The following is a 23,707-nucleotide window of genomic DNA, read 5'->3' as shown; positions in this document are numbered from 1 at the left end:
GAGAGAACTGAACAACTTTGTTAACATATAACGGCTTTCGACGGCCCGCTGACAAACGCTGCGGAAAAAGGCGTGATTATGACAGTGCCTGCGCTGAAGCAAATTCGGAAATTCGTCCATTGCGCATCTCACCTTGATATATCCGCCGGTTAGAGTGTGACTCTGAAGCTTTTTTCTGATGAATTTGCTACTCTCCGGTAACAAAGTTGTCATGCCATGCAGGTATGCTGATACCGGATGCTGGAATGGTTTATATCGATTAACGAATTGCTTATTTTGACTGAGGACCTTATGGCGGTTACGACAAAACGGGATACGACGACAGTACGCGCTGTCAGCAGACAGAAGACTGCAACGGTGAAAGACGAAGTGAAGAAAGCGGAAGTCGCCAAAGTTGCGGCAAAAGCGCCGGTCAGACTGAAAGTCGCCAAAGCACCGGCTAAACCGGCAAAAACCAGGCTGGTGCGTGACAGTTTCACTATGCCCGAAGATGAGTACGCGATTCTGGGCGCAACCAAAAAAGCCTGCCTGAAAGCCGGTATTGAAGTGAAGAAAAGTCAGCTGCTGCGCATTGGTTTGCTGCTGCTGAGTCAGACAGAAACGCCGGCACTGAAAAAACTGATCGCGGAACTGCCTGTCCTGAAGGCTGGCCGCCCGAAAAAAGACCGCGATTAAACAGCGCGTTACTGTCTTTACATTTTCTGTTGATCAGCGCAGACACCCTGTGTGCCTGCGCTGCTGCATTCCTGTTAGTCCCGTCCGCATTTTCTGCTGTCGTTTTCATCACGTTTCTTCCTTGCTGATTGCTTATTTCCTGAGCATTTGTTGTATTTTTTGCCTGTCATTAAACTGCAATCAAAACGTCATCGTCCTGAAGTAATCCCTCATTAATCTGTGCCTGTCAGTCAAGCACATTTATGAGCAAAAGGACAATTCATGCGATTACTTACGATCCCGGCCGATGCAAATCCGAGTTTTTCCAAACTGAGTCTCAGTCTGGCAACCACACCGGAAGAAATCCGGGAAGTGCAGCGCCTGCGTTACAAAGTATTTATCGAAAGTATGGGCTTGTCTGCGCTGGCAAATGCGGAAGGTCTGGATCAGGATGAGTTCGATGAACATTGCGATCACTTACTGGTGCGCGACAGCAAAACCCTGAAAGTCGTCGGCACCTACCGTATCCTCGGCCCGAATGCGGCACGCACGATTGGTCGTTATTATTCCGAAACAGAATTCGATTTAACTCGTCTGGCGAATCTGCGTTCCGGCATTGCAGAAGCAGGCCGCGCCTGTATCCATCCGGACTACCGCAGCGGTGCGGTGATTATGATGCTGTGGGCCGGTATTGCGGCTTACATGCGCCGTGAACGCTGCTCGCACCTGATTGGTTGCGCCAGCATCAGTCTGACCGATGGCGGTGTGAATGCGGCAGCGATTTATCGCAGTCTGACAGAAAAAGAAATGTGCCCGCTGGAATACCGCGTCAGTCCTTTGCTGCCTTTCCCGCTGGATGGCATTGAAGCGCAGGCCAGTGATGCCCGTATTCCGCCGCTGCTGAAAGGCTATCTGCGTGCCGGCGCGTGGATTTGCGGTGAACCGGCCTGGGATCCTGATTTCCACAGCGCTGATCTGTTTGTGATGCTGCCGCTGGCGAATCTGGATGCCCGTTATGCCCGTCATTACGGTACCGGTGAGTAAATGCTGATGCAGGCCGACCGCTTCCTCGGGAAAAAACTGCATAAGGTCAGTAAGAAAGATGTGCAGAAGTTCCGCACCATCTGGATTTCTGACCTGCATCTCGGTACCACCGGTTGTCAGGCGGCCCGTTTGCTGGAATTTTTAAAGGCCACTGAATCCGAAACCCTGTATCTGGTCGGCGACATCATCGATGGCTGGCAGCTGAAACGCCGCTGGTACTGGGATCAGACTCACAACAACATCATTCAGACGGTGCTGAAAAAGGCGAAGAAGGGGACGAATGTGATTTTCGTTCCCGGCAACCATGATGAATCGGTGCGCCAGTTTATTGATCTGAACTTTGGCGGTATCCAGATTCGTGATGAACTGGTACACACCACCGCCGATGGCCGCCGATTGCTGGTGTTGCACGGCGACCGTTTCGACGGCGTGATTGCCTGCGCCAAATGGCTGGCCTATCTGGGGGACAGCCTGTACACCATGATTCTGAAATTCAATCAGATCTACAACATCTGGCGCGCCCGCGCCGGACTGCCTTACTGGTCACTGTCACAATATCTGAAGCTGAAAGTCAAAAATGCGGTCAGCTACATTACCCGTTTTGAAGATGCTTTAGCCGAAGAAGCGCGCCGTAAAGGTTTGCATGGTGTAATTTGTGGTCATATTCATAAGCCTGAAATCCGCGATATCAACGGCATTCTGTATTGCAACGACGGTGACTGGGTAGAAAGCTTGTCGGCACTGGTGGAAGATGCGGCAGGGCAGCTGAGTATCGTGACCTGGCACGATGTGGTGTATCAGCATGCATCGAAAGATCCGGAAAACGGTGCAGCAGCGCCTGTCAGTGAAGGCATTATTGCCTGATGTGGTGCAGTGCAGCGGTCTGCTGCACTGCATCCGGCGCTGATCTTTTCGACTTTAGTAAAGCTCCGGCTAACGGGGGGGGGCTCAGTAAGTATTGTGCAAATATCGTCATTTGCATTTTTGTGAGTCCCGGACTTTCTGCCGACGACCGCCGGATCGCTATGCCAGAATCCGCATTTTTGGCATTTTCAGCCATTTTTTGCCATTGTCAGCACTTTGCCACGGACTCTGCGGCAATTGCGGATCAGTTACGGGTGGTTTCCCCAGCAATGATCGCGGTGTAAGCCGCGCCTGCATCATTTGCCAAGCGCAATTCTGACTTCTTGATGAGCAGAAGCTGCCGGTCTCACTGTACGATACCGGCACTGGCTTTCTGGGGGAATATGGGTGGAACAGCGCACCGGCACATTGCGTACCGGTGCTTCAGCGTGATCAGGATTTCAGAACCAGATCCGGCGCCATGATGGCTTTCAGATACGTTTCTGCGTCCGTGGTTTCTTTCTGTTTCTGCGAAATCCACCAGACATTCGCTTTACGGACTGAATAGTCATGCAGCGGATGTCCGAGCAATTCGCCGACGATTTCGCCCAGATAGGGCTGATGACCGACGATCATCACCGGTTCGCGGCTGTAGGGCCAGTTGGCGGCCAGCAGGGCTTCCCGCACCGTGGCATCCACACCCAGTTCAGGCATCACTTTGTACTTGCGGCCATATTCCAGCAGGGCATCCGCGGTGCTGCGGGTACGCACCGCGGGGCTGACCAGAATCCGGCAAGTGTCCGGCAGTACGCTGTCCAGCCAGAATGCCATTTTCGCGGCTTGTTTTAAGCCTTTTGCAGTCAGCTTGCGGTCACTGTCCTGCATGTCGCCCGTGGCGAACTCTGCTTCTGCATGTCTCCAGAGGATTAAGTCCATTAGTCATCGTCCGTATGAGAGAGAGAACCTAATTGCTGCATCAGATAATTCTGGGCGCAGAAAGCAGCTTGCTTGCCACGCGGTTTGCGACGTTCGTAATTGCCCTCGCTGTCCAGCACCCAGGCGTTGGTATTGTCTTTCAGGTAAGGGTCTAAACCTTCGCTGATCACACGCTTTTTGAGCGCTTTGTCCAGTACCGGGAAAGCGACTTCGATACGGCGGAACAGATTACGGTTCATCCAGTCGGCGCTGCCCAGATAGACATCATGTGCCAGATCATTGCGGAAGTAATAAATCCGGCTGTGTTCCAGGAAGCGGCCGATGATGGAGCGCACGCGGATATTTTCCGATAAGCCCGGTACGCCCGGACGCAAAGCACAGGCGCCACGCACGATCAGGTCAATTTTTACGCCATCGGCAGACGCGGCGTACAAAGCGCGGATCACGGATTCATCCAGCAGCGCATTCATTTTGGCAATGATGCGGGCAGGGCGGCCTTCGCGGGCGATGCGCGCTTCATTGCGGATCGCTTTAATGATTTGCGGTTGCAGACCAAATGGTGCCAGCCACAGATGCTCCAGCTTTTTCGGTTTATTCAGGCCGGTCAGGTGGATAAATACTTCATTGACTTCGGTGGCAATACCGTGATGTGCGGTCAGCAAACCAAAGTCGGTATAGAAACGTGTGGTGGAGGGGTGGTAATTGCCCGTACCTAAGTGGGCGTAGTGGCGCAGTACGCCGCCTTCTTCGCGGCGGATCACCAGCGCCATCTTGGCATGGGTTTTCAAACCGACAACGCCGTACACCACTTGCGCACCGGCTTGCTGTAAGCGGTCTGCCCAGTTGATATTCGCTTCTTCATCGAAACGGGCTTTTAACTCGACAACGACCGTGACTTCCTTACCAAGGCGGGCTGCCGTAATCAGCGATTCCATCAGGTCGGAATTCATACCGGTGCGGTACACCGTTTGTTTGATCGCGACCACATTCGGGTCCAGCGAGGCCGAGCGGATGAAATCAATCACGGTCTGGAAGGCCTGGAACGGGTGGTGCAGCAGAATGTCATGCTTACGCAGATTGCTGAACATATCCAGACCATTTGCTTTTGTCACAAAGCGCGCTGCAAACGGCGGGAAGCGCAGGCTAGGCTGGCGCACATAATCCAGCAATTCGCCCAGACGTACCATATTCACCGGGCCATCAACGGCATACAGACGGTCTTGCGGCAGATTGAATTGCGCCAGCAGGAAGTCCGACAATTCTTTCGGACAGTTTTTAGCGACTTCCAGACGCACGGCTTCGCCGAACTGGCGGGTTTGCAATTCGCCCTGCAAGGCCTGACGCAGATTTTTTACTTCTTCTTCATCAACCCATAAATCACTGTCGCGGGTAACGCGGAATTGTGAGTAATTAATGACTTCGCGACCATTAAACAAATCTTCGATATGGGAATGAATTACGGAAGACAGCAGGCAGAATGCCATGCAGTTACCGGAAATTTCTTCCGGCAGCTTAATGATGCGCGGTAATACACGGGGTGCTTTCACAATGGCAATCGCAGTACCGCGACCAAAGGCATCTTTGCCAGCCAGTGAAACGATGAAGTTAAGACTTTTATTGACGACTTGCGGGAACGGATGGGCAGGATCAAGACCAATCGGGGTCAGCAGCGGTTTGACTTCGCGTTCGAAGTAGGCTTTCACCCATGCACGCTGCGCTTCGTTGCGGTCATTGTGGCGCAGGATTCGGACGCCTTTTTTTGCCAGCAGCGGAAGAATTTCTGTGTTCAGTAATTCGTACTGGCGTTGCGCCAGCTGATGGCAGTTTTCAGAAATTTTCCGTAACTGCTGCCGGAATGCCGGATCCTGAGACAATTCGCCATCAACGGTATTCTGGGCCAGCAGGCTGGCGATGCGGACTTCAAAAAACTCATCCAGATTACTGCCGACGATACATAAGTACTTTAAGCGTTCCAGCAGTGGTACCTGTTTGTCTTCTGCTTGCGCCAGTACCCGCCAGTTAAATGCGATCTGTGAAATTTCACGATCCAGAAAAATCAGATTGCGGCTTCCTTCGGTGCCGGCGCCACGGCGGACGCGAATGTTACCCGCTGCGGGGATGCTGGTTTCCGTATCGTCTGTCACAGAAGCCTCCGGAGCCGGTGCAGATGTTCCGGCTGGCTGATCAGTCGCCGCATTTGTTACAGGGGAGGCTGATTCTGGTGTAAGTCTTTGAGTCATAGGCTTTTTCATTGCTGTTTGCCATATTCTAAATGGCCTGTATGACAATTTTATGACAGAAAATATTTCACGCTGGTGAAATATTTCATACGGATTTCATCTTGTCATAATCCGGTCATATTTCGTCATTAAAGTTCGCCTCGCATTAACAACACTTGTTATTTAACCCTGAGGTGAACATGCAAATGAATCGTGTCGTCAAATCCCTGATCGCTGCAGTTGGTGTAGCTGCTACTTACTCTGTTGCACAAGCGGCGGATATCACCGGTGCTGGCGCAACTTTCCCGTACCCGATCTACGCTAAATGGGCGGAAGCATACAAAAAAACGACTGGTAATGGTCTGAACTATCAGTCCATCGGTTCCGGTGGTGGTATCAAACAAATCAAAGCAAAAACGGTTGATTTTGGTGCATCTGACATGCCTCTGAAAGCGGAAGAGCTGGAAGCGGAAGGTCTGACACAATTTCCGGCAGTGATTGGCGGTGTTGTTCCGGTACTGAATGTTGACGGTATTGCACCTGGTCAGCTGAAAATGACAGGTGAAGTGCTGGCAGGTATTTTCGGCGGCAAAATCACCAAATGGAATGCAGCTGAAATCGCTTCTATCAACCCTGGCGTTAAACTGCCTGCGGAAGACATCACCGTTGTACACCGCTCTGACGGTTCCGGTACCACTTTCCTGTGGACCGATTACCTGAGCAAAGTCAGCGCAGAATTCAAATCCTCCGTTGGTGCAGCGACTGCCGTGAAATGGCCGGTTGGTCTGGGCGGTAAAGGTAACGAAGGCGTGGCAGCGAACGTTCAACGTATTAAAAACTCCATCGGTTACGTGGAATACGCTTACGTAAAACGCAACAAGATGACTTTCGCACAGATGAAAAATCTGGACGGTCAGTTTGTTTCTCCTGATGACGAAAACTTCAAAGCCGCTGCAGCGAATGCTGACTGGGCAAAAGCACCGGGCATGTATCTGGTGCTGACTAACCAGCCAGGCAAAGCAACATGGCCAGTTACCGGTGCTTCTTTCATCCTGATGCACAAATCTCAGGCTGAAGCAGAAAAAGGTAAAGAAGTGCTGAAGTTCTTTAACTGGGCACTCAAAAACGGTGGTCAGATGGCAACAGAACTGGAATACGTTCCTATGCCAGCACCGGTTGTCAAACTGATTGAAGACAGCTGGAAAGCAAAAATCAAAGACGCTTCCGGTAAGGCGCTCTGGTAATTTCAGTGACGGGGAAGCCAGTCTTCCCCGTTTTTTCTGGCAGATGCCGGTTCTGCCGGCGCTGTCAGTCAGCTAAATAGCTTATGTCCACATCAACTTCTCAGGTCAACATGAGTTCACCTTCGGTTATACACCCGAACGAGTCTGTGCAAGTGCCGGTCAATGCGGCAATCAGCGATGAGCGTATGCATCAGATTATGCGTCGCCAGCGCTGGCAAGACTTTCTGTTTCATAAAATTACCCTGAGCTTCGCAGCACTGGTGCTGGTCGTTTTGCTCGGTATTATTGTTTCTCTGTTCCTGCGCGCAATGCCTGCGCTGAAAGAATACGGATTCGCTTTTATTACGACCATCGAATGGGATCCTGTGAATGATCAGTTCGGTGGCATGATCGCGATTGTCGGCACGCTGGCAACCTCGCTGATCGCTCTGCTGATCGCATTTCCGGTCAGCTTCGGTATTGCATTATTCCTCACTGAAATTTGCCCGGCCTGGCTGAAACGCCCGCTGGGAACCGCGATTGAGCTGCTGGCCGGTGTGCCAAGTATCATTTACGGTATGTGGGGTTTGTTTGTATTTGCACCGCTGTTTTCTGAATACGCACAACCGTTTCTCGCGAAGACGCTCGGTAAGCTGCCAGTCATCGGCGTACTGTTTTCCGGTCCGATGATTGGTCTGGGTATTCTGACTGCGGGCATCATTCTCGCGGTCATGATTATCCCGTTCATTTCTTCTGTGATGCGCGATGTGTTTGAAGTGGTGCCGCCGGTTCTGAAAGAATCTGCATACGGTCTGGGCTGCACCAAATGGGAAGTGGTGCGCAAGATTGTATTGCCGTACACCAAAATTGGTGTGGTTGGCGGCGTGATGCTGGGTCTGGGCCGTGCACTCGGTGAAACCATGGCGGTGACATTTGTGATTGGTAACGCACACAAGCTGTCCTGGTCTTTGTTTGCCGCCGGTAACAGTATTGCATCGACACTGGCGAATGAATTTGCTGAAGCGGAATCGCCACTGCATGTCGCCTCCCTGTTTGAACTGGGCCTGATTCTGTTTGTGATCACCTTCATCGTCCTGTCCGCAGCCAAATTGTTGCTGCTGGGTCTGAGTAAGAGTGAGGGAGCAAAATAATGGAAAACATCACATTAACTGCCAATAATCCGGTTTACCGCAGCCGTTTGCTGCGTCACAAAATCGGTATCTTTTTCTCTTCGTTAGCAATGGCTTTCGGTATCGGTGCCTTGCTGTGGATCTTGTTTATCCTGATCGGCAAAGGCGTCAGCGCGATTCACTGGACCATGTTCACCGAATCGACACCGGCACCGGGCAGCGATGGCGGCGGTCTGGCGAATGCGATTGTCGGCTCGCTGATGATGGTCGGCAGCGCCACGCTGATCTCGACACCAATCGGCATTCTGGCCGGTATTTATCTGGCGGAATACGGTGATAAAAGCTGGTTCGGCGGTCTGACACGCTTTGTGACCGACATCATGCTGTCCGCACCATCGATTGTGATTGGTCTGTTTGTATATGCGGTCTATGTTGCCAACGTGAAGCATTTTTCCGGCTGGGCAGGCAGTATTGCGATCTCTCTGATTGCGATTCCGGTTGTTGTGCGTACCACCGATAATATGCTTGGTCTGGTACCTGCCAGCTTACGTGAAGCAGCATTTGCACTCGGTGCACCGCGCTGGAAAGTTGCCCTGATGGTGCGTCTGCGTGCAGTGAAAGCCGGTGTGGTGACAGGTATTCTGCTGGCGGTTGCGCGTATTTCCGGCGAAACAGCACCGCTGCTGTTCACCGCACTGAACAACCAGTTCTTCAGCGCCAACATGAATAAACCAATGGCCAATCTGCCGGTTGTGATTTATCAGTTCGCAATGAGCCCGTATGACAACTGGCGTGAACTCGCCTGGGGTGGTGCATTGCTGATTACCTTCAGCGTACTCGGATTAAATATCCTGTCCCGCACCCTGTTTAACCAAAAAACACAGCATTAATTGAGCACCGATATGACTACTCAAGCGAACGATCTGAAAAAAGCGATTGAAATTAACGGACTGAACTTTTTTTACGGTGCAACCCGCAGTCTGCGCGATATTAATCTGAATATTTTTGATAAAAAAGTCACTGCATTTATCGGCCCGTCCGGTTGCGGTAAATCCACGCTGCTGCGTACTTTAAACCGTATGTACGATCTGTATCCGGGTCAGCGTGCTGAAGGCAAAATCATTTATAACGGCAAAAATATTCTGGATGGTGATCAGGATATTAACTTGCTGCGCGCAAAAGTCGGTATGGTGTTCCAGAAGCCGACACCGTTCCCGATGTCGGTATACGACAACATCGCATTCGGCGTGCGTCTGTACGAAAACCTGTCCAAAGGTGAAATGGATGAGCGTGTTGAATGGGCGCTGAAAAAAGCAGCGATCTGGACCGAAGTGAAAGACAAACTGAATAAGAGTGGTCTGAGCCTGTCCGGTGGTCAGCAGCAGCGTTTGTGTATCGCCCGTGGTGTTGCCGTGAAGCCGGATGTACTGTTGCTGGATGAACCAACGTCTGCGCTGGATCCGATTTCCACCGTGAAAATCGAAGAGCTGATCAATGAATTAAAAGAAGAGTACACGATCGCGATCGTCACGCATAACATGCAGCAAGCGGCGCGTTGCTCTGATTACACTGCGTATATGTATCTGGGCGAACTGGTTGAGTTTGGTGAAACCGATCAGATCTTTATGAACCCTGTGAAAAAAGAAACACAGGATTACATTACCGGCCGTTTCGGCTGATTCCCGGATAAAAAGAGGAGAAAGCTGTGACTGGAGAACATTCTTCAAAACAATACGACATGGATCTGGAGGCGATTCGCTCCAAGGTTCTGCTGATGGGCGGCCTGGTAGAAAGCCATTTCCATGACGCAATGGCATGTTTCCGCAGCGGTAATGCGGAACAGGCTGAGGCGGTCATTCAGTCTGATCTGGAAGTTAACCGTCTGGAAGTAGCGCTGGATGACATGTGCAGCCACCTGATCGTTAAACGTCAGCCAGCTGCCAATGATCTGCGTACCGTGATGGCAACCGGCAAGGTGATTACCGATCTGGAACGCATCGGTGATGAATCCACCAAGATTGCACGCATCGCAAAAGAATCCGCACAAGGCCGTCGCAGCCTGCCGATTTTCAGTGAATATGAAACTGTGCGCGTGCTGGCCAGCAGTGTGGCTGACATGCTGCATGATTCGCTGGATGCATTTGCCCGTCTGGATCAGGAAAAGGCTGTTAAGTTAATTGCACAAGATGCTATTATTGACAACGATTTTCGCTCGATTATGCGGAATCTCATCACGTATATGATGGAAGACCCGTCGACGATCTCTTCTTCGCTGAACACCCTGTGGGTGGCAAAAGCGATAGAGCGCATCGGCGATCATGCGAAAAATATTGCGGAACACACCATTTATATTGTTGAAGGTAAGGACATTCGCCACTCGGATTACGTGGCTGCCCGCCAGGAACAACAATAAGATGGAACGACTCTGATATGGCCGATACCACGATTTTAATAGTTGAAGATGAACCAGCGATTGTTGAGCTGGTCAGTTTTACCCTGAAGGCTGCCGGATGGAATACGGTGGCTGTTGGCAGCACAGGTGAAGCCTGGGAATTTATCCAGCGCCGCACACCGCAGCTGATTCTGCTGGACTGGATGCTGCCGGATCAGAGCGGACTGCGTTTGCTGTCAAAAATCCGCTCGGACCGTCAGTTCAATGAAATTCCGGTCATCATGCTGACAGCAAAAAGCATGGAAGAAGACAAAATCGCCGGTCTGGATCATGGTGCGGATGACTATGTCACCAAACCGTTTTCGCCGCGTGAACTGACCGCCCGCGTGAAAGCCTTGCTGCGCCGTAAAGCGCCTGAGCATTCACAGACGGCACTGACAGCAGGACCGGTGATTCTGGATCCGGTTAGTTGTACCGTCCGTATTCATGATCAGAAAGTGGAAATTGGTCATGCGGAATACAAACTGCTGAAGTTTTTCATGGCGCATCCGGAACGTGTGTTTTCCCGCAGCCAACTGCTGGATAAAGTCTGGGGCGACCATGTGGTGATCGAAGAGCGTACCGTGGACGTACACGTACTGCGTTTGCGCAAAGTGTTAAAAAATGCAGAGAACCTAATCCGCACTGTACGCAGTGTTGGTTATATGTTGTCTGAAAAGCCTTAAACCGGCGCTGCTTGCCGGTTGTTTCTGAATATCAGGGCAGAAGTTTTCTGCCCTGAATGTTTACCGGCTCGCCGGTTTGCAATCTCTTCCTCCCTGTGCCCATGTCTCCAAGCACCATTTTCTGGATTTCTAATTCTGTTCGTATTCTGCTGATTATTGCCGGTACCTGGCTGGCATGCTACTTCTGGGGCGTTACCACGGGATTGTTGCTCGGCTTTGCAGGCGTGCTCGGCTTGTTTTTGCATCAGCTGTATTATCTGCAGCGACTGGCGGTGTGGCTGGATCATCCCAGCAGTTCCCGTTTGCCGGACGGCAGCGGTGCATGGATGGAAGTGTTTTCGCGTCTGTACAAACTGCGTCGCGGCGATGAAAAAAATCAGGCCGAACTGGCGGAGTGGCTGGCGCGTTTCCGTCAGGCTATGACCCTGCTGCCGGACGGTGTGGTGATTATGGATGACGTGCTGTTTCTGGAATGGTGTAATCCGGCGGCAGAACGGCATCTGGGCCTCAGCCTGCATCATGATAAAGGCATGCGTGTGACCAATCTGGTGCGCAGTCCGGAATTCATGGATTACATTATTCTGGGACGTTACGACACGCCACTGACCTTATCTTTCCGCGATCACAAACTGATCGTGCATATCATTCCGTTTGAAAACCGCCGTCAGATTCTGGTTACGCATGATGTGACTGAATCTGAACGTATCGACATGCTGCGCCGAGATTTTATTGCGAATGCTTCGCACGAATTGCGCACGCCGCTGACCGTGATTAACGGCTTTCTGGAAATCGCCGCATCCGGCGTGGAAATGGATAAAGAAACCCGCGCTGCGCATATCCGTTTAATGACTGAGCAGGGTAACCGTATGCAGCGTCTGGTGGAAGATATGCTGACGCTGACCCGTCTGGAATCAATGGATCATCTGGTTCGCATGGAAGTGATTAATATGCGTGCTTTGCTGGAGCAGATTCTGCAGGAAGCGAATGCTTTGTCTAATGGCCGTCACGTGATTACCCTGCATACCGATGGTCCGGATCTGAAAGGCAGTACCGATGAAATCCGCAGTGCACTGACCAATCTGGTGACGAATGCGATTCGTTACACACCGGAGGGTGGCACCATACAGTTGCGCTGGGAGCAAACAGATAAAGGCCCGCGCTTCTCGGTGGAAGATGATGGTATCGGTATCAGTCCGGAACATATTTCCCGCTTAACCGAACGTTTTTATCGTGTTGATAAGAGCCGTTCGCGTGAAACGCAGGGAACCGGTCTGGGTCTGGCGATTGTGAAGCATGTTTTGCTGCGTCACCATGCGCAACTGATGATTGATTCCACACCAGATGTGGGCAGTCAGTTCAGCGTGCAATTCCCGCTGTCTGCGGCGCACACGCAGGGATAATGCGCCGCAACGGCAGTAGTCAGGTCGCGCTGAGGGCTGCCTCCAGCGCGCTTACTTCTTTTCGCAGCAAAGGCATGGACGCAATTCCCAGTTCGGCGCGTTTTTGTTGCCCCAGCACCTCAAGCTGAAGACATAGTAAAACCACAGGCTCAGCTGAAAAATTCCCTGCCAGACCCTTCAGCGTGTGGGCATGTCTGCGTAAATCATCATGGCGCAGCTCTGCTAATGCTGATTCAATTTCCTGCATATACTGGGGTAAGGCCGCCAGAAACGGCGCACGCATAATTTGTACAATTTCCTGATCTGCGTGTTGTAATGCGAGCGTGTAATCGAAGACAGAAGTCATTTATTCTCTCCTAATGCGTCTGCGCGACGCTTTGCAAGGCTGACTGCATTTTATCTCTTTAATATCACATTAACAGAAATTAACAACGCAACTGAAATTATCGGCCATCCTGATACGAAAGGACTGCATGAAGCATTCCCGGCCGTCGGCGGGACACCGGAGTATGCGTAAATTACTACGTAAATTGCGACAGATGATTGAAAAACTGTGCATAAGATTGCGGAGCACAGGCGAACAGGATATGGTGTCGCTGCTTTGATAAAAGTACAGCAGGACCATGGTGCTTCGCTAAACGCGAAGTGGAAACAAAATGAAGAAAAAGGTTGCAGGGTAATGGCAGGCTGGTGGAAACGGATATATTCCGTGCTGACCTTGGAGAGTCCGGATGCCGGTAAAGGTACGGGACAAGATTTGACGGCGAATACTGCGCGTGACGCAGATCCTGTCATTGCAGGGGAGGAAACGCTGCGGGATATTTTCAGTGCATTGTGTGAAAGACGTGCAGGCGTGCGATTGCTGATGGATGAAAATATCACCGTACTTCACGGTAATTTTATACAAATGCATGCATCAGAATCCGCGGTGCTGGTTGCCGCCAGTCAGGCACCCGGTATGCCGGCAGCTGATGGTCAGGCGTTGAACATGGCGTTTTCGGACGGCATCAAAAATTATCTGGCGCAAACCACGCTGCTGCAAAGTGAGCAAAACGATGCGGCACTGCACTGGCATTTTCAGCTGCCGGACAAGTTGCTGATGTCTGAATTCCGGCGTTATTTGCGTATTTACGTCACGGACAGTCGTTCCACAGTCAGGATACTGGATCAGCAGCTGCGTGAATTCCGTTGTCAGTTACGCGATTTCAGCGAGCGCGGTTTCCGGTTAGTTGCTGGCGTCCGGGAAGAGTCGCATTTTTTTGAAATGATGGACCAGCACTGTGTGGCAGACCTGATGATTAAAGACGGTCAGAGTTTTCAGGTCAGTGCGCGCCTGCGTAACAAGGTGCATCGCGGTCAGAATCTGGAGCTGGGCTTTGAAATTGTCGATCTGCCGGAAGCGCAGGCAAACCGCTTGCGTAAACTGGTAATGGCAGAAAGCGCCCACAAGCCGCATCTGCGCTGAACGCTACGCTCAGCGCAGCATTTGCTGAAATCAGATGCCCGCAATCAGCGCGGCGCAGATGGTCAGCCAGACCCATAAAATCGCACCCAGACCCAGTGTACGGCGGCTGCCTCTGATCAGCGCCGGAATCTGCATTTGCATGCCCAGTGCAAACATCGCCATGGTCAGCATCAACTGATCGGCTTTAATCAGCGCGGTATGCGTACCGGCGCTCAGCTGCAAAAACGGGTGAATCGTAATTACAGCAATGAATGCCAGAATAAACCACGGTACGGCTGCCGGACGGCTTTGTGTCCGCGCACCGTCTGCATCGCTGACAGGCGTGCTGCGGTTCAGCAGTAAGATCACCGGTGTCAGCAGAATGACGCGGAACATTTTGCTGCCGATTGCGGCGGGCAGGGCGTCTGCATCAAACTGACGCGCCGCCACCAGCACCTGCGCCACCTCCTGTATTGTGCCGCCCAGCGCCCTTGCCGTGCCGTGCAGGGATAAATGCAGCAGGCTGGCCAGATACGGATACAGCAACATACTCAGCGTCCCGAAGATCATCACGCCTGCCACTGCGGCCTGTGTTTCCTGTTGCCGCGCGCGCAGGGTGTCCGATGCCGCCATAATCGCCGCCGCACCGCAAATGCCGTTGCCAACCCCGATCAGTAAGGATTCACGACGGTTCAGCCCCAGCAAGCGCGGGCCGGCCCATGCCGCGAGGCCGATTGTTGAAAACACCACCAGTATCGTATCGCGCAGTGTGGCAGGGCCGAGTGCCGCCAGATCCGACCAGCTGACCTGCAAGCCATACAGCGCAATCCCAAGCCGCAGCAGCGTCTGGCGCGACCAGCCCAGCCCCGCAGCACAATGTGATTGCCAGCTGGCCGGCAGACTGTGCGCAAGCACGCAACCGGCAATCAGGCTCAGATGCAGCGGCGTGATTCCCGCGCTGGCCGGTATCCACGCACTGACCAGCCACAAAGACAGTAAGGCCACCAGCAAGGCCAGTGCGCTACCGGACAAAAATGGCTGAATGCGGGCAGGGGAGATGCGCGACAACATGATGAAACCTCAGTCAGAACAATGCCTTCATCCTAAACCTGCGCAATTAAGCTGTAAAACGGATTAAACTAGTCAAATCAAACTAAAAAACTGGTTAAGCCTATGCGCATCACGCTCAGACAGTTAGAGATTTTCATTGCGATTGCTGACTACGGCAGCACGGCGGCAGCGGGGGAACAGCTGGGATTGTCGCAATCCGCGGTCAGCGCGGGTTTGCATGAACTGGAAAACCAGCTCGATACCCGCGTGTTTGAGCGTATCGGCAAACGCCTTGCGCTGAATGCGGAAGGCGAGGCCTTGAAGGCGCAGGCGCAACCCTTGCTCGATCAGGCGCAAACCCTGCAACAGGATTTCAGCGCAGGCAATAACTGGCAACGCGTGCGCTTCGCCGCCAGCACCACCATCGGCAATTACTATTGCCCGCCGCTGCTGGCGCAGGCCAGACGCGAACTGCCGTCCGCACTGACAACCGGCTTGCCTGAATTACTGATTCGCAATACTGCCGATGTGATTGCGCTGGTGCATGGCTTGCGCGCCGACGTCGGGCTGATCGAAGGGGAATGTCACCAAGCCGAACTCGCTTGCGAGCCGTGGCTGCGGGAAGAACTGGTGCTGGTCTGTGCCAAAGAAGATGCGCTGCTGGCCATGAGCCCCGGTCAGCGGCTGGCAGCGCTGAAGCAGGCGCAATGGCTGCTGCGCGAACCGGGCTCCGGTACCCGCGAAGTCTGGGAACAGCAAATCCGCCCCTTGCTCGGCGATCAGCCACGCATGGCAGAACTGGGGCAGTCCGAAGCCATTAAGCAAGCCGTTGCCGCCGGACTGGGTATCGCTTACCTGTCGCGTATCGCTGTCACGGATATGCTGAACAATGGCACGCTGGCTGAATTGCAGCTGCCAACCGGCATACTTTACCGGCAGCTTTACCTCATCTGGCACCCGCAAAAAAGCCGCACCAAAGCCGCCACCGCCTTATTTCAGTACCTGCGCCAGTGGCAACCACCCGCCAGCAACACCTGAGACTATGCAGAAACCCGCATTCGTTCAAAAAGCTATGCCCCCGAAAGCCAGAGCCATCGCCGACGACAAGGCGACAGGCTAAAAAAGCTGTGCTGAAGTCCGCATTTTGCACTGAATTGGTGCGATTTTAGTCATAAAAGACGATGCCAGATACGATGACAGCAAATGCCAGCCGCCACCTCAGAACGCGGGCGGATGTCAGCCGCGCTGGTGCGCCAGCGGATCGGCACTGCAATACGGGTCAATTCTTCCTGCCAGCAAATCCTGCGCATGGGCGCTGGCAGCATCGGCATTCGTCTGAATCAGCGCCTGCAAGGCTGAAATGTCTTCCACTTCCAGACGGCGCAATCGTTTGAACGCCAGAACGGCGTAGGTCCGGGTTGTTTCGCAACTATCAGCGAAGAGTCCGCGCAGAGTGGCGGCGTCGCTGTCGTAGTCCAGTACCAGCATTTCCAGCACATACGCGCAACGCCAGCGCACTTCTTCGTCAGGGTGCGCCGACAAGCGCAGAATTTGTGATTTGCAATCCTGAAACCGGCGCGGGTTCAGCGAAATGTAGTACAGCAGGGTTTTCAGAAAAGCGCATTCCGGCTGCAGTGCCGCTTTGACGAGGCCTTCCATTTCCGCCCCCATGACTTGCGCATCCGCCAGCAGTTGCACGCACCAGTCCCTGACCAGCTCAGAAGCACTGGTCTGATACGCCAGCAGCAGCGCGGCCTGCAAGCCCAGAATGAATTTACGCGACGGCGGATGGTCTTCAAAGTGTCCGCGTGGCAGCGCCTGTAACGCCAGCGCCGCATGCTGGCGCTCAGTGTCTTCGGCGGATGCCAGTTGTGTGATCAGTAATTTGTCGGCTTTGAGCATGATCGTTTCTGTTGATCCGGTGAGCGGGATTGTAAGAGGAATACCAGTCACCTGCGCGTCATCTGCGGTATTTGATGAAGGATTGCAGATGCACTGCAACAGGCACCACGCGCTACCTGTCACAGCCGGGCGTCCGGACTTCATTCTGGCAGTAGCCATAACTATGCAGAAACCCGCATTCATTCAAAAAGCCATGCCCCGGAAAGCCAGAGCCATCGCCGACGACAAGGGGGTAAGCTAAAAAAGCTGTGCTGAAGCCCGCATTTTGCACTGATTTGGTGCGATTTTGGCGTGCTTTGCGCGTTCCATCTGTCGAAGCACGATGCTGCGCTCATCGCTGGAGTGCGCGAAGTCTCAGTGCCTGATCAGTTGAAACAGTCGTAAAAGTAAAATCGTAATCACACCGACCCACAGCGTACGCTGGAGATCGATTTCGGCAGGGCTGCTGGTCAGCCAGCTGTAGACGGCCGTGCCAGCCATGGTGCCAAATGCTGTGTTGAGGGCAGACTTCATTAGAACCATCTCCTTCGCTGAGTGCGAATTCAGGTACTGATGAAAAAATGCAAAGATCTGAACGGCATCCTATCGGTACTTATACAAATTGCATAGTGACCTGCAGTGACTTGCAACTTGCGTACAACAGCCGCAGTGCTGGTGGCATTTTGTGCAAAGTGGGCGAAGGTCAGGTTTGCTTATCTCCGAGAATGGAAAGGAGTATTGAGCATCAATATGCTTTTTTAATTTTCACGCAGTGCAAAGCAAAGAATGATGAATGTTTGTAGTTGCCTCCTAATTAAATTTCAGTAATTGCAAGTGTAACTATGTGTAGAGTTGTTTTATTCGGGTGTGAATCAAGGTTGAATTATCTTCTACGAGTAATCCTTTCTAACATATCAATATAATTTAAGTAAAATTGAGAATTTTGCCTGTATAGTTAACAGTTTTTAACAAATCGCGTATGCTAAATAGGGACGGGGCTGGATTGTTTACCTTGCTTGTTACAGAGATAACATTGCCCATGATCGATAGTGCAGGCTTACTTGTGCACAGTACCTGTGTATTGAACCATTGATTGTAAGGCTGTGACTTAAATGGTTTGCTGTGATAGCGCTGATGATGGTGCTGCTTTCATAGATCCCATTTTTGTTTTTAACTAACTAAAAAAGTCATTTAAATGGGTTTGAAGATGATATTGAGTTTAAGGCTAAAAATTGTAAAATTATTTTTTGCTTCCTTTTTTGTTTTGCATTCAGTTTTTAGTCTTGCTTATGCTGAAAATGTAAAATTTGCAGATGTCCCGGAGAGTTCTTCTGTGAGTTTGAATGGTTTTTTATATTTTGTTGAAAAAGATCAGAGAGGATTCTATTTGTTGGGTACAATTCATGCAGGAATTTCAAATCGGCAAAAAATAGGGTTGAATATTATTAATGCTGCAAAAAAATCATCCGGAATTTACGTGGAAGTAATCATGGATGATTCGGCAATAGATTTGGTAGATTTAAATTCCAAGCGAAAAGCAGGTGGTAAGAAACTTGTTAATCTAATTGGTGAAAAGTATTATAATTTATTGAAAAAAAATCTCGTGAGTGAAATGGAGATTTTTTCTGAGGATGAGTATGAGTCATTGCAGCCATGGTATTTGGTAAATGCTGTCCCTATTCCTAATAGTGAAAATTTGAATTTGGAACTTGGAACGGAAGAGCAGCTGATTGTCTTGGCTAAGGAAAATAATATTACTGTTAATGAGCTGGAGGGTGCTACTTTTCAGGCAAATATCTTCAATAAAATGACAGAAGATCAGCAGGTTAGATATTTTAGAGATTATGTTAATTTGGTCGAGCAGGGAGTGATACGCCAGCGAGGAATTGACTTATTCGAAGCCTGGGCTAATTCAGATATTTCTTTGGCTGAGAAAAGTCTTGGTGATTTTTCGAGAAGAAATAATTTTTATTCGAATTTCTATGTTGGAAAAGTAGTAAATTTGAGAAACGTAGGATTTTTAAAGAAGATTGAAAAAATTTCCAGTGGTAAGAGCGGAATATTGTTTGCGGTAGGGGTTGATCATTTGGTTGGGGAGAGTGGGTTGTTGAAGATGTTAAAGGATAAGAAATATAAAATCACGAAGGTAAATTGATGGGCAAGTCGGCATGAAAGATTGTTGAAATGATAAATACTGATTGCCTTGATTAGTCCGAATCGAGTAAAAATAAAAAAGAGGAGCATTGCTCCTCTTTTTCACATTCAGCGCAAAGCCGGAAATGTATTGCCTTAAACCGGTTGCGTTGCGCGGTGCAGCCATTCGAGGGCGTTGCCGCTGACGCGCGGGGACAGGCGGGCGCGGACGGTGTCGTGATAATCGTTCAGCCACGCGATTTCATCGTCGCGCATCAGGCTGGTATCCAGACAGCGGGTGTCGATCGGGCACAGGGTCAGGGTTTCGAATTTCAGGAAACTGCCGAAGCCTTCGTCGCCGGCATCGGCGGTCATAATCAGGTTTTCGATACGCACGCCCCATTGTCCCGGACGGTAAATGCCCGGTTCATTTGAAGTCACCATGCCCGGCAGCAGTGCCATGTGTGGCTCGGCGATGGTCGGGCTGATGGATTGCGGGCCTTCATGCACGTTCAGGAAATAACCGACGCCGTGGCCGGTGCCATGACCGAAGTTAATGCCTTCCTGCCACAGCGGAATGCGCGCCAGCGTATCCAGCGCCGGAGACAGCGTGCCGGTCGGGAAGTGAGCACGGGACAGGTTGATCATGCCTTTCAGCACCAGTGTGAAATCGCGCTTTTGTGCCTGACTGACTTCGCCGATTGCCACCACGCGGGTGATGTCGGTGGTGCCGTTCAAGTACTGGCCGCCGGAATCGATCAGCAGCAGGCCATCGCCTTCAATTACAGCATGCGATGCCGGTGTGGCGCGGTAGTGCGGCATTGCGCCATTGGCATTGAAGCCGGCGATGGTGCCGAAGCTAGGGCTGATGAAGTGAGGCTGACGCGCACGTGCCGCGCAGATTTGTTCATCAATCGTGATTTCGGTGATGCGTTCTTGTCCGAGTGCTTTGTCCAGCCAGCTGAAAAATTCACACAGGGCTGCGCCATCCTGTTCCATCGCTTCACGGATAAACTGCGCTTCACCGGCAGTTTTACGGGATTTGAAGAAGACAGAAGGGTTGATCGCTTCAATGACTTTGGCGCTGGCCGGAATGGCGGAGCGCAGACCAAATGTCACGCGGCGCGGATCAATCAGCACGCTGCTGTCAGCAGGCAGCGCGGACAATGCGGCGATGGTGTTGTTGTAAGCAGCGATCTGAATGCCGTCGGCAGCCAGTTCGGCGGCAATCGGGCCCGGTACTTTGCCTTCGGCGATAAACAGCGTGCCTTGTTCCGCATTCAGCAACAGGTGCGAAATGAATACAGGGTTGTAGCTGACATCGCCGCCGCGCAGATTCAGCAGCCATGCAATATCGTCCACGGTAGAAATCAAATGATGCTGCGCACCGAGTTCCTGCATGCGGCCACGGACTTGCGCCAGTTTTTCCGCGCGGCTGACCACGGCGAACGGCGCCATGTGGCTGTAGACCGCTGCGGTTGGCAGGCTGGCGCGGTCGTGCCAGATCAGGTCGGTCACATCGGTATCGGTTTTCAGGATAAAGCCGGATTGCGCTGCCTGACGTTCCAGCATACGGGCAGTTGCGAGGCCGAGCACCATGCCATCCACGCTCAGCACCTGACCAGCGCCCAGATGTTGTGCCAGCCATTCGATATAGCTGGTAGCGGCTGCGGAATTGGTTTTCATCATGGTGATGCCGGTGCCGGCCAGTTCGGTTTCTGCCTGACTCCAGTAGCGGCTGTCCACCCACAAACCGGCAAAGTCAGCGGTGACGATCAGCGTGCCGACCGAGCCGGTGAAACCGGTGAAATACTCGCGACCCTGCCAGCGTTCCGGCAGATATTCGGATAAATGGGGATCAGCAGAAGGAATCAGGCAGGCATGTACCTGCTGCGCTTGCATCGCCTGACGCAGTGCGGATAAACGTTCTGGTATCGTTTTCATGAAAGAGTTCCGGAGAGGGCGAGAGATCAGCGCAAAAAGCGGCGCATCACATAAGGTTTGGGTTCGGCGGGGTTAGCATGAGCATAGTCCAGCTCAGGTGCCAGTTCAAATTCGTAAGCAGCATATAAATCCAGCAGGCGGGGCTGATCAATGCGCACACCCAGTCGCAGTTCTTCAATGCCGGCGGTCTGCGCGGCCAGAATCACTGCTTCCAGTAAGTGCTCAGAGTAACCCTGACCACGGAAAGCGGGCAGGACACCCATGCGCCGCATTTCCCAGATACTGGCATCCATATCCACCGGCAGCCAGCGCACAGATCCGGCAGGAACATCATCGAGATACATGATGAATCCGCCGCCGTGCGCGAGCTCTGTTTCTACCTGTTCAGCATTTTCACGGTGGCCGCTGGAGCTGGACGCAACTTTGTTGGCCCAGCACTGGCGGGTCAGGTCGGCGATTAACGCCGCATCCGTCTGACCCGCTTCGCGTATCGTAAGGTCGGGCATACGCTTAACGGACGCGCATGCCTGGCTCGGCGCCAGCCCACGGTTCCAGAATGTACAGACCCGGATTGGCTTTTTCATCCGCAGCGGATGCCGCCAGTACCATGCCTTCGGACATGCCGAACTTCATTTTACGCGGTGCCAGATTGGCCACCATCACAGTGAATTTTCCGATCAGTTGTTCCGGCTGGTACGCGGATTTGATACCGGAGAATACATTGCGGGTGCGGCCTTCGCCGACATCCAGTGTCAGGCGCAGCAGTTTGTCGGAACCTTCAACGTGTTCGCAATTCACGATTTTGGCGATACGCAGATCGACTTTGGCGAAGTCGTCAATTTTGATTTCTTCGGCAATCGGTTCAATGCTTGCTGCTGCAGGTTCTGCCGCTGCAGCAGTAGCCGCCGGTGCTGGCGGATCGAACAGGTCGTCGAAGACTTTGATATCAACGCGCTGCATCAGATGCTCATACGCATTGACTTTGTGCTGATCTGCCATCGGCGTGTTCACGTCTGCCCAGCTCAGTTCGCCGATATTCAGTTGCGCTTCCACTTTGGCTGCCAGCGCAGGCAGTACCGGTTTCAGATAAATTGTCAGGATACGGAAGGCTTCCAGCAAGCGGCTGCAAACTTCCTGCAGGCGCGCATTGTTATCGGCATTTTTTGCCAGTTCCCACGGTTTGTTGGCGTCCACATAAGCGTTGATGTAATCCGCCTGTTCCATCGTGGCGCGCAGCGCTTTACCGTATTCACGGTTTTCATAAAACGCGCGGATTTCACCGGCGGCGGCACGGATATGGCTCAGGAATTCATCGCTGTCAGTTGCCCATGCGGTATTGATCACGCCGTCAAAACGTTTGGTGATGAAGCCGGATGCGCGGCTGGCGATGTTGATGTATTTGCCGATCAGGTCTGCATTGACGCGGGCAACGAAGTCTTCAGGATTCAGATCCAGATCTTCGACTTTTGCATTCAGCTTGGCAGCGAAGTAATAACGCAGCCATTCCGGGTTCATGCCGATTTCCAGATAGCGCAGCGGAGAAATACCGGTGCCGCGCGACTTCGACATTTTTTCACCGGAAACGGTGACGAAGCCGTGCGCGTAAACGGAATCCGGTGTTTTGTAACCGGAGAATTTCAGCATCGCAGGCCAGAACAGCGTATGGAAATAGGTAATGTCTTTACCGATGAAGTGAATCTGTTCGGTTTGCGGGTCAGCCATGAATGCATCGAAGTCGCGACCGGTTTTCGCGAAATAATTTTTCAGCGAAGCCAGATAACCGACCGGCGCATCCAGCCAGACGTAGAAATACTTGCCCGGTGCATCCGGAATTTCGATGCCGAAGTAAGGCGCATCGCGGCTGATATCCCAGTCACCCAGACCGCCTTCGCCTTCCAGCCACTCGCGGCATTTATTCGCAACTTCAGACTGCAGACGGTTATCCGACAGCGCCCAGTTACGCAGAAACTCAACGCATTGCGGATTGGATAACTGGAAGAAAAAGTGTTCAGAGGATTTCAGAACCGGCGTAGCGCCTGTCAGTACAGAGTACGGGTTTTTGACTTCAGTCGGTGCATACACGGCGCTGCAGACTTCGCAGGAATCGCCGTACTGATCTTTTGCGCCGCATTTCGGGCATTCGCCTTTGATATAACGGTCCGGCAGGAACATGTTTTTGACCGGATCAAAAAACTGTTCAATGGTTTTGCTGATAATAAAACCGGCAGCTTTCAGTTTGCGGTAAATGTCTTGTGACAACGCATGGTTTTCCGGGCCGTCGGTGGAATGCCAGTTATCAAAGCGGATATGGAATCCGTCGAGGTACTGCTGACGACCTGCGGCGATGCGGCCGACAAATTCCTGTGGTGTCAGACCGGCTTTTTCTGCAGCAATCATGATTGGCGCACCGTGCGCATCATCTGCCCCTACGAAATGCACTTCACTGCCAGACATTCGTTGGTTTCTCACCCAGATATCTGCCTGGATGTATTCCATGATGTGGCCCAGATGGAAGGGCGCGTTGGCATAAGGGAGAGCGGTAGTGACAAACAACTTTCTGGTCATAGGATTCGCAATCATAGAGATAGAACAAGAGCGTTATTCTAGCAGCGAACGGAGCTGAATTTCCGCTTATAGCCCTTGCGAAACCCGAAGACTTCCTCATGCGATGCATGTTTTACTGGCTTTG

The 23,707-nt window shown here is 52.1% G+C and carries 23 protein-coding genes; 14 read left to right on the top strand and 9 right to left on the bottom strand.

Features of this window, described 5'->3' with window-relative positions:
* Positions 1-291 precede the first annotated feature (291 nt).
* The 3 genes from IE092_RS02665 (at position 292) to IE092_RS02655 (ending at position 2,562) form a co-directional block, all read left to right on the top strand.
* On the top strand, positions 292-675 hold the full coding sequence (locus IE092_RS02665) for a hypothetical protein (RefSeq protein ID WP_189355445.1): 384 nt from the start codon (positions 292-294) through the stop codon (positions 673-675).
* Between the two features lie 261 nt (positions 676-936).
* Positions 937-1,698: a GNAT family N-acetyltransferase gene (locus IE092_RS02660; protein WP_189355444.1), complete on the top strand. Its 762-nt coding sequence runs from the start codon at positions 937-939 to the stop codon at positions 1,696-1,698.
* Between the two features lie 6 nt (positions 1,699-1,704).
* Positions 1,705-2,562 carry a UDP-2,3-diacylglucosamine diphosphatase gene (locus tag IE092_RS02655; protein WP_229793029.1) on the top strand — a complete coding sequence of 286 codons (858 nt, stop codon included), beginning with the start codon at positions 1,705-1,707 and terminating at the stop codon, positions 2,560-2,562.
* Between the two features lie 432 nt (positions 2,563-2,994).
* On the opposite strand, the gene IE092_RS02650 is transcribed toward IE092_RS02655, so the two are convergent.
* Together IE092_RS02650 and ppk1 are read right to left on the bottom strand one after the other, a co-directional pair.
* Entirely contained in the window at positions 2,995-3,477 is a 483-nt protein-coding gene (locus IE092_RS02650) for a SixA phosphatase family protein (RefSeq protein ID WP_189355442.1), read from the bottom strand.
* A complete protein-coding gene (gene ppk1, locus IE092_RS02645; protein ID WP_229793028.1) occupies positions 3,477-5,579 on the bottom strand; it encodes a polyphosphate kinase 1 in 2,103 nt (700 codons plus the stop codon). Before ppk1 ends, IE092_RS02650 begins: the two co-directional genes overlap by 1 nt.
* Before the next feature lie 317 nt (positions 5,580-5,896).
* Here ppk1 and pstS point away from each other — a divergent pair, with 317 nt between their 5' ends.
* From pstS to phoR, 7 genes are all read left to right on the top strand, one after another.
* Complete coding sequence (pstS, locus tag IE092_RS02640; protein WP_189355440.1) at positions 5,897-6,940, top strand: phosphate ABC transporter substrate-binding protein PstS; 1,044 nt, start codon at positions 5,897-5,899, stop codon at positions 6,938-6,940.
* 185 nt (positions 6,941-7,125) lie between these two features.
* The gene (gene pstC / locus IE092_RS02635; RefSeq protein ID WP_229793027.1) at positions 7,126-8,070 is read left to right on the top strand and encodes a phosphate ABC transporter permease subunit PstC; all 945 of its coding nucleotides are present in this window, start codon (positions 7,126-7,128) and stop codon (positions 8,068-8,070) included.
* The gene (gene pstA / locus IE092_RS02630; RefSeq protein ID WP_189355438.1) at positions 8,070-8,939 is read left to right on the top strand and encodes a phosphate ABC transporter permease PstA; all 870 of its coding nucleotides are present in this window, start codon (positions 8,070-8,072) and stop codon (positions 8,937-8,939) included. Before pstC ends, pstA begins: the two co-directional genes overlap by 1 nt.
* 12 nt (positions 8,940-8,951) lie before the next feature.
* On the top strand, positions 8,952-9,728 hold the full coding sequence (gene pstB / locus IE092_RS02625; RefSeq protein WP_189355437.1) for a phosphate ABC transporter ATP-binding protein PstB: 777 nt from the start codon (positions 8,952-8,954) through the stop codon (positions 9,726-9,728).
* A 26-nt stretch (positions 9,729-9,754) separates the two neighbouring features.
* Positions 9,755-10,462, top strand: coding sequence for a phosphate signaling complex protein PhoU (gene phoU, locus IE092_RS02620; RefSeq protein WP_189355436.1), 708 nt, complete (start codon positions 9,755-9,757; stop codon positions 10,460-10,462).
* A gap of 17 nt (positions 10,463-10,479) precedes the next feature.
* Complete coding sequence (gene phoB, locus IE092_RS02615) at positions 10,480-11,166, top strand: phosphate regulon transcriptional regulator PhoB (protein WP_189355435.1); 687 nt, start codon at positions 10,480-10,482, stop codon at positions 11,164-11,166.
* A gap of 101 nt (positions 11,167-11,267) precedes the next feature.
* On the top strand, positions 11,268-12,566 hold the full coding sequence (phoR, locus tag IE092_RS02610; protein WP_189355434.1) for a phosphate regulon sensor histidine kinase PhoR: 1,299 nt from the start codon (positions 11,268-11,270) through the stop codon (positions 12,564-12,566).
* Positions 12,567-12,585: 19 nt separating this feature from the next.
* Here phoR and IE092_RS02605 read toward each other — a convergent pair whose 3' ends face one another.
* The gene (locus tag IE092_RS02605; RefSeq protein WP_189355433.1) at positions 12,586-12,912 is read right to left on the bottom strand and encodes an Hpt domain-containing protein; all 327 of its coding nucleotides are present in this window, start codon (positions 12,910-12,912) and stop codon (positions 12,586-12,588) included.
* Between the two features lie 363 nt (positions 12,913-13,275).
* Here IE092_RS02605 and IE092_RS02600 point away from each other — a divergent pair, with 363 nt between their 5' ends.
* A complete protein-coding gene (locus IE092_RS02600) occupies positions 13,276-14,031 on the top strand; it encodes a PilZ domain-containing protein (RefSeq protein ID WP_189355432.1) in 756 nt (251 codons plus the stop codon).
* Positions 14,032-14,061: 30 nt separating this feature from the next.
* On the opposite strand, the gene IE092_RS02595 is transcribed toward IE092_RS02600, so the two are convergent.
* Positions 14,062-15,081, bottom strand: a complete 1,020-nt coding sequence (locus IE092_RS02595; protein ID WP_189355431.1) for a YeiH family protein — start codon at positions 15,079-15,081, stop codon at positions 14,062-14,064.
* A 102-nt stretch (positions 15,082-15,183) separates the two neighbouring features.
* Between IE092_RS02595 and IE092_RS02590 the strand changes: the two genes are divergently transcribed.
* Positions 15,184-16,098, top strand: coding sequence for a LysR family transcriptional regulator (locus IE092_RS02590; protein ID WP_189355430.1), 915 nt, complete (start codon positions 15,184-15,186; stop codon positions 16,096-16,098).
* 198 nt (positions 16,099-16,296) lie between these two features.
* Here the strand turns inward: IE092_RS02590 and IE092_RS02585 are convergent, their stop codons facing one another.
* Entirely contained in the window at positions 16,297-16,962 is a 666-nt protein-coding gene (locus tag IE092_RS02585) for a hypothetical protein (RefSeq protein ID WP_189355429.1), read from the bottom strand.
* Between IE092_RS02585 and IE092_RS02580 the strand changes: the two genes are divergently transcribed.
* On the top strand, positions 16,961-17,203 hold the full coding sequence (locus tag IE092_RS02580) for a hypothetical protein (protein ID WP_189355428.1): 243 nt from the start codon (positions 16,961-16,963) through the stop codon (positions 17,201-17,203). The genes IE092_RS02585 and IE092_RS02580 overlap by 2 nt on opposite strands.
* Positions 17,204-17,316: 113 nt before the next feature.
* On the opposite strand, the gene IE092_RS02575 is transcribed toward IE092_RS02580, so the two are convergent.
* Positions 17,317-17,475 carry a hypothetical protein gene (locus IE092_RS02575; protein WP_189355427.1) on the bottom strand — a complete coding sequence of 53 codons (159 nt, stop codon included), beginning with the start codon at positions 17,473-17,475 and terminating at the stop codon, positions 17,317-17,319.
* A 673-nt stretch (positions 17,476-18,148) separates the two neighbouring features.
* Here IE092_RS02575 and IE092_RS02570 point away from each other — a divergent pair.
* Positions 18,149-19,096, top strand: coding sequence for a TraB/GumN family protein (locus tag IE092_RS02570; RefSeq protein WP_189355426.1), 948 nt, complete (start codon positions 18,149-18,151; stop codon positions 19,094-19,096).
* A gap of 134 nt (positions 19,097-19,230) precedes the next feature.
* On the opposite strand, the gene IE092_RS02565 is transcribed toward IE092_RS02570, so the two are convergent.
* The 3 genes from IE092_RS02565 to metG are packed head-to-tail and all read right to left on the bottom strand — an operon-like array spanning position 19,231 to position 23,583.
* On the bottom strand, positions 19,231-21,018 hold the full coding sequence (locus tag IE092_RS02565; protein ID WP_189355425.1) for an aminopeptidase P family protein: 1,788 nt from the start codon (positions 21,016-21,018) through the stop codon (positions 19,231-19,233).
* A gap of 26 nt (positions 21,019-21,044) precedes the next feature.
* Positions 21,045-21,524 carry a GNAT family N-acetyltransferase gene (locus IE092_RS02560; protein ID WP_189355424.1) on the bottom strand — a complete coding sequence of 160 codons (480 nt, stop codon included), beginning with the start codon at positions 21,522-21,524 and terminating at the stop codon, positions 21,045-21,047.
* A gap of 4 nt (positions 21,525-21,528) precedes the next feature.
* On the bottom strand, positions 21,529-23,583 hold the full coding sequence (gene metG, locus IE092_RS02555) for a methionine--tRNA ligase (RefSeq protein WP_189355423.1): 2,055 nt from the start codon (positions 23,581-23,583) through the stop codon (positions 21,529-21,531).
* Positions 23,584-23,707 lie beyond the last annotated feature (124 nt).

It is taken from the genome of Cognatundibacterium squillarum (genome assembly GCF_014652435.1).
In the GTDB taxonomy this organism is placed as follows: Bacteria; Pseudomonadota; Gammaproteobacteria; order Burkholderiales; family Burkholderiaceae_D; genus Undibacterium; species Undibacterium squillarum.
Note: the sequence above shows the minus strand (reverse complement) of the source record. Positions and strands in the feature narration are given on the sequence as shown.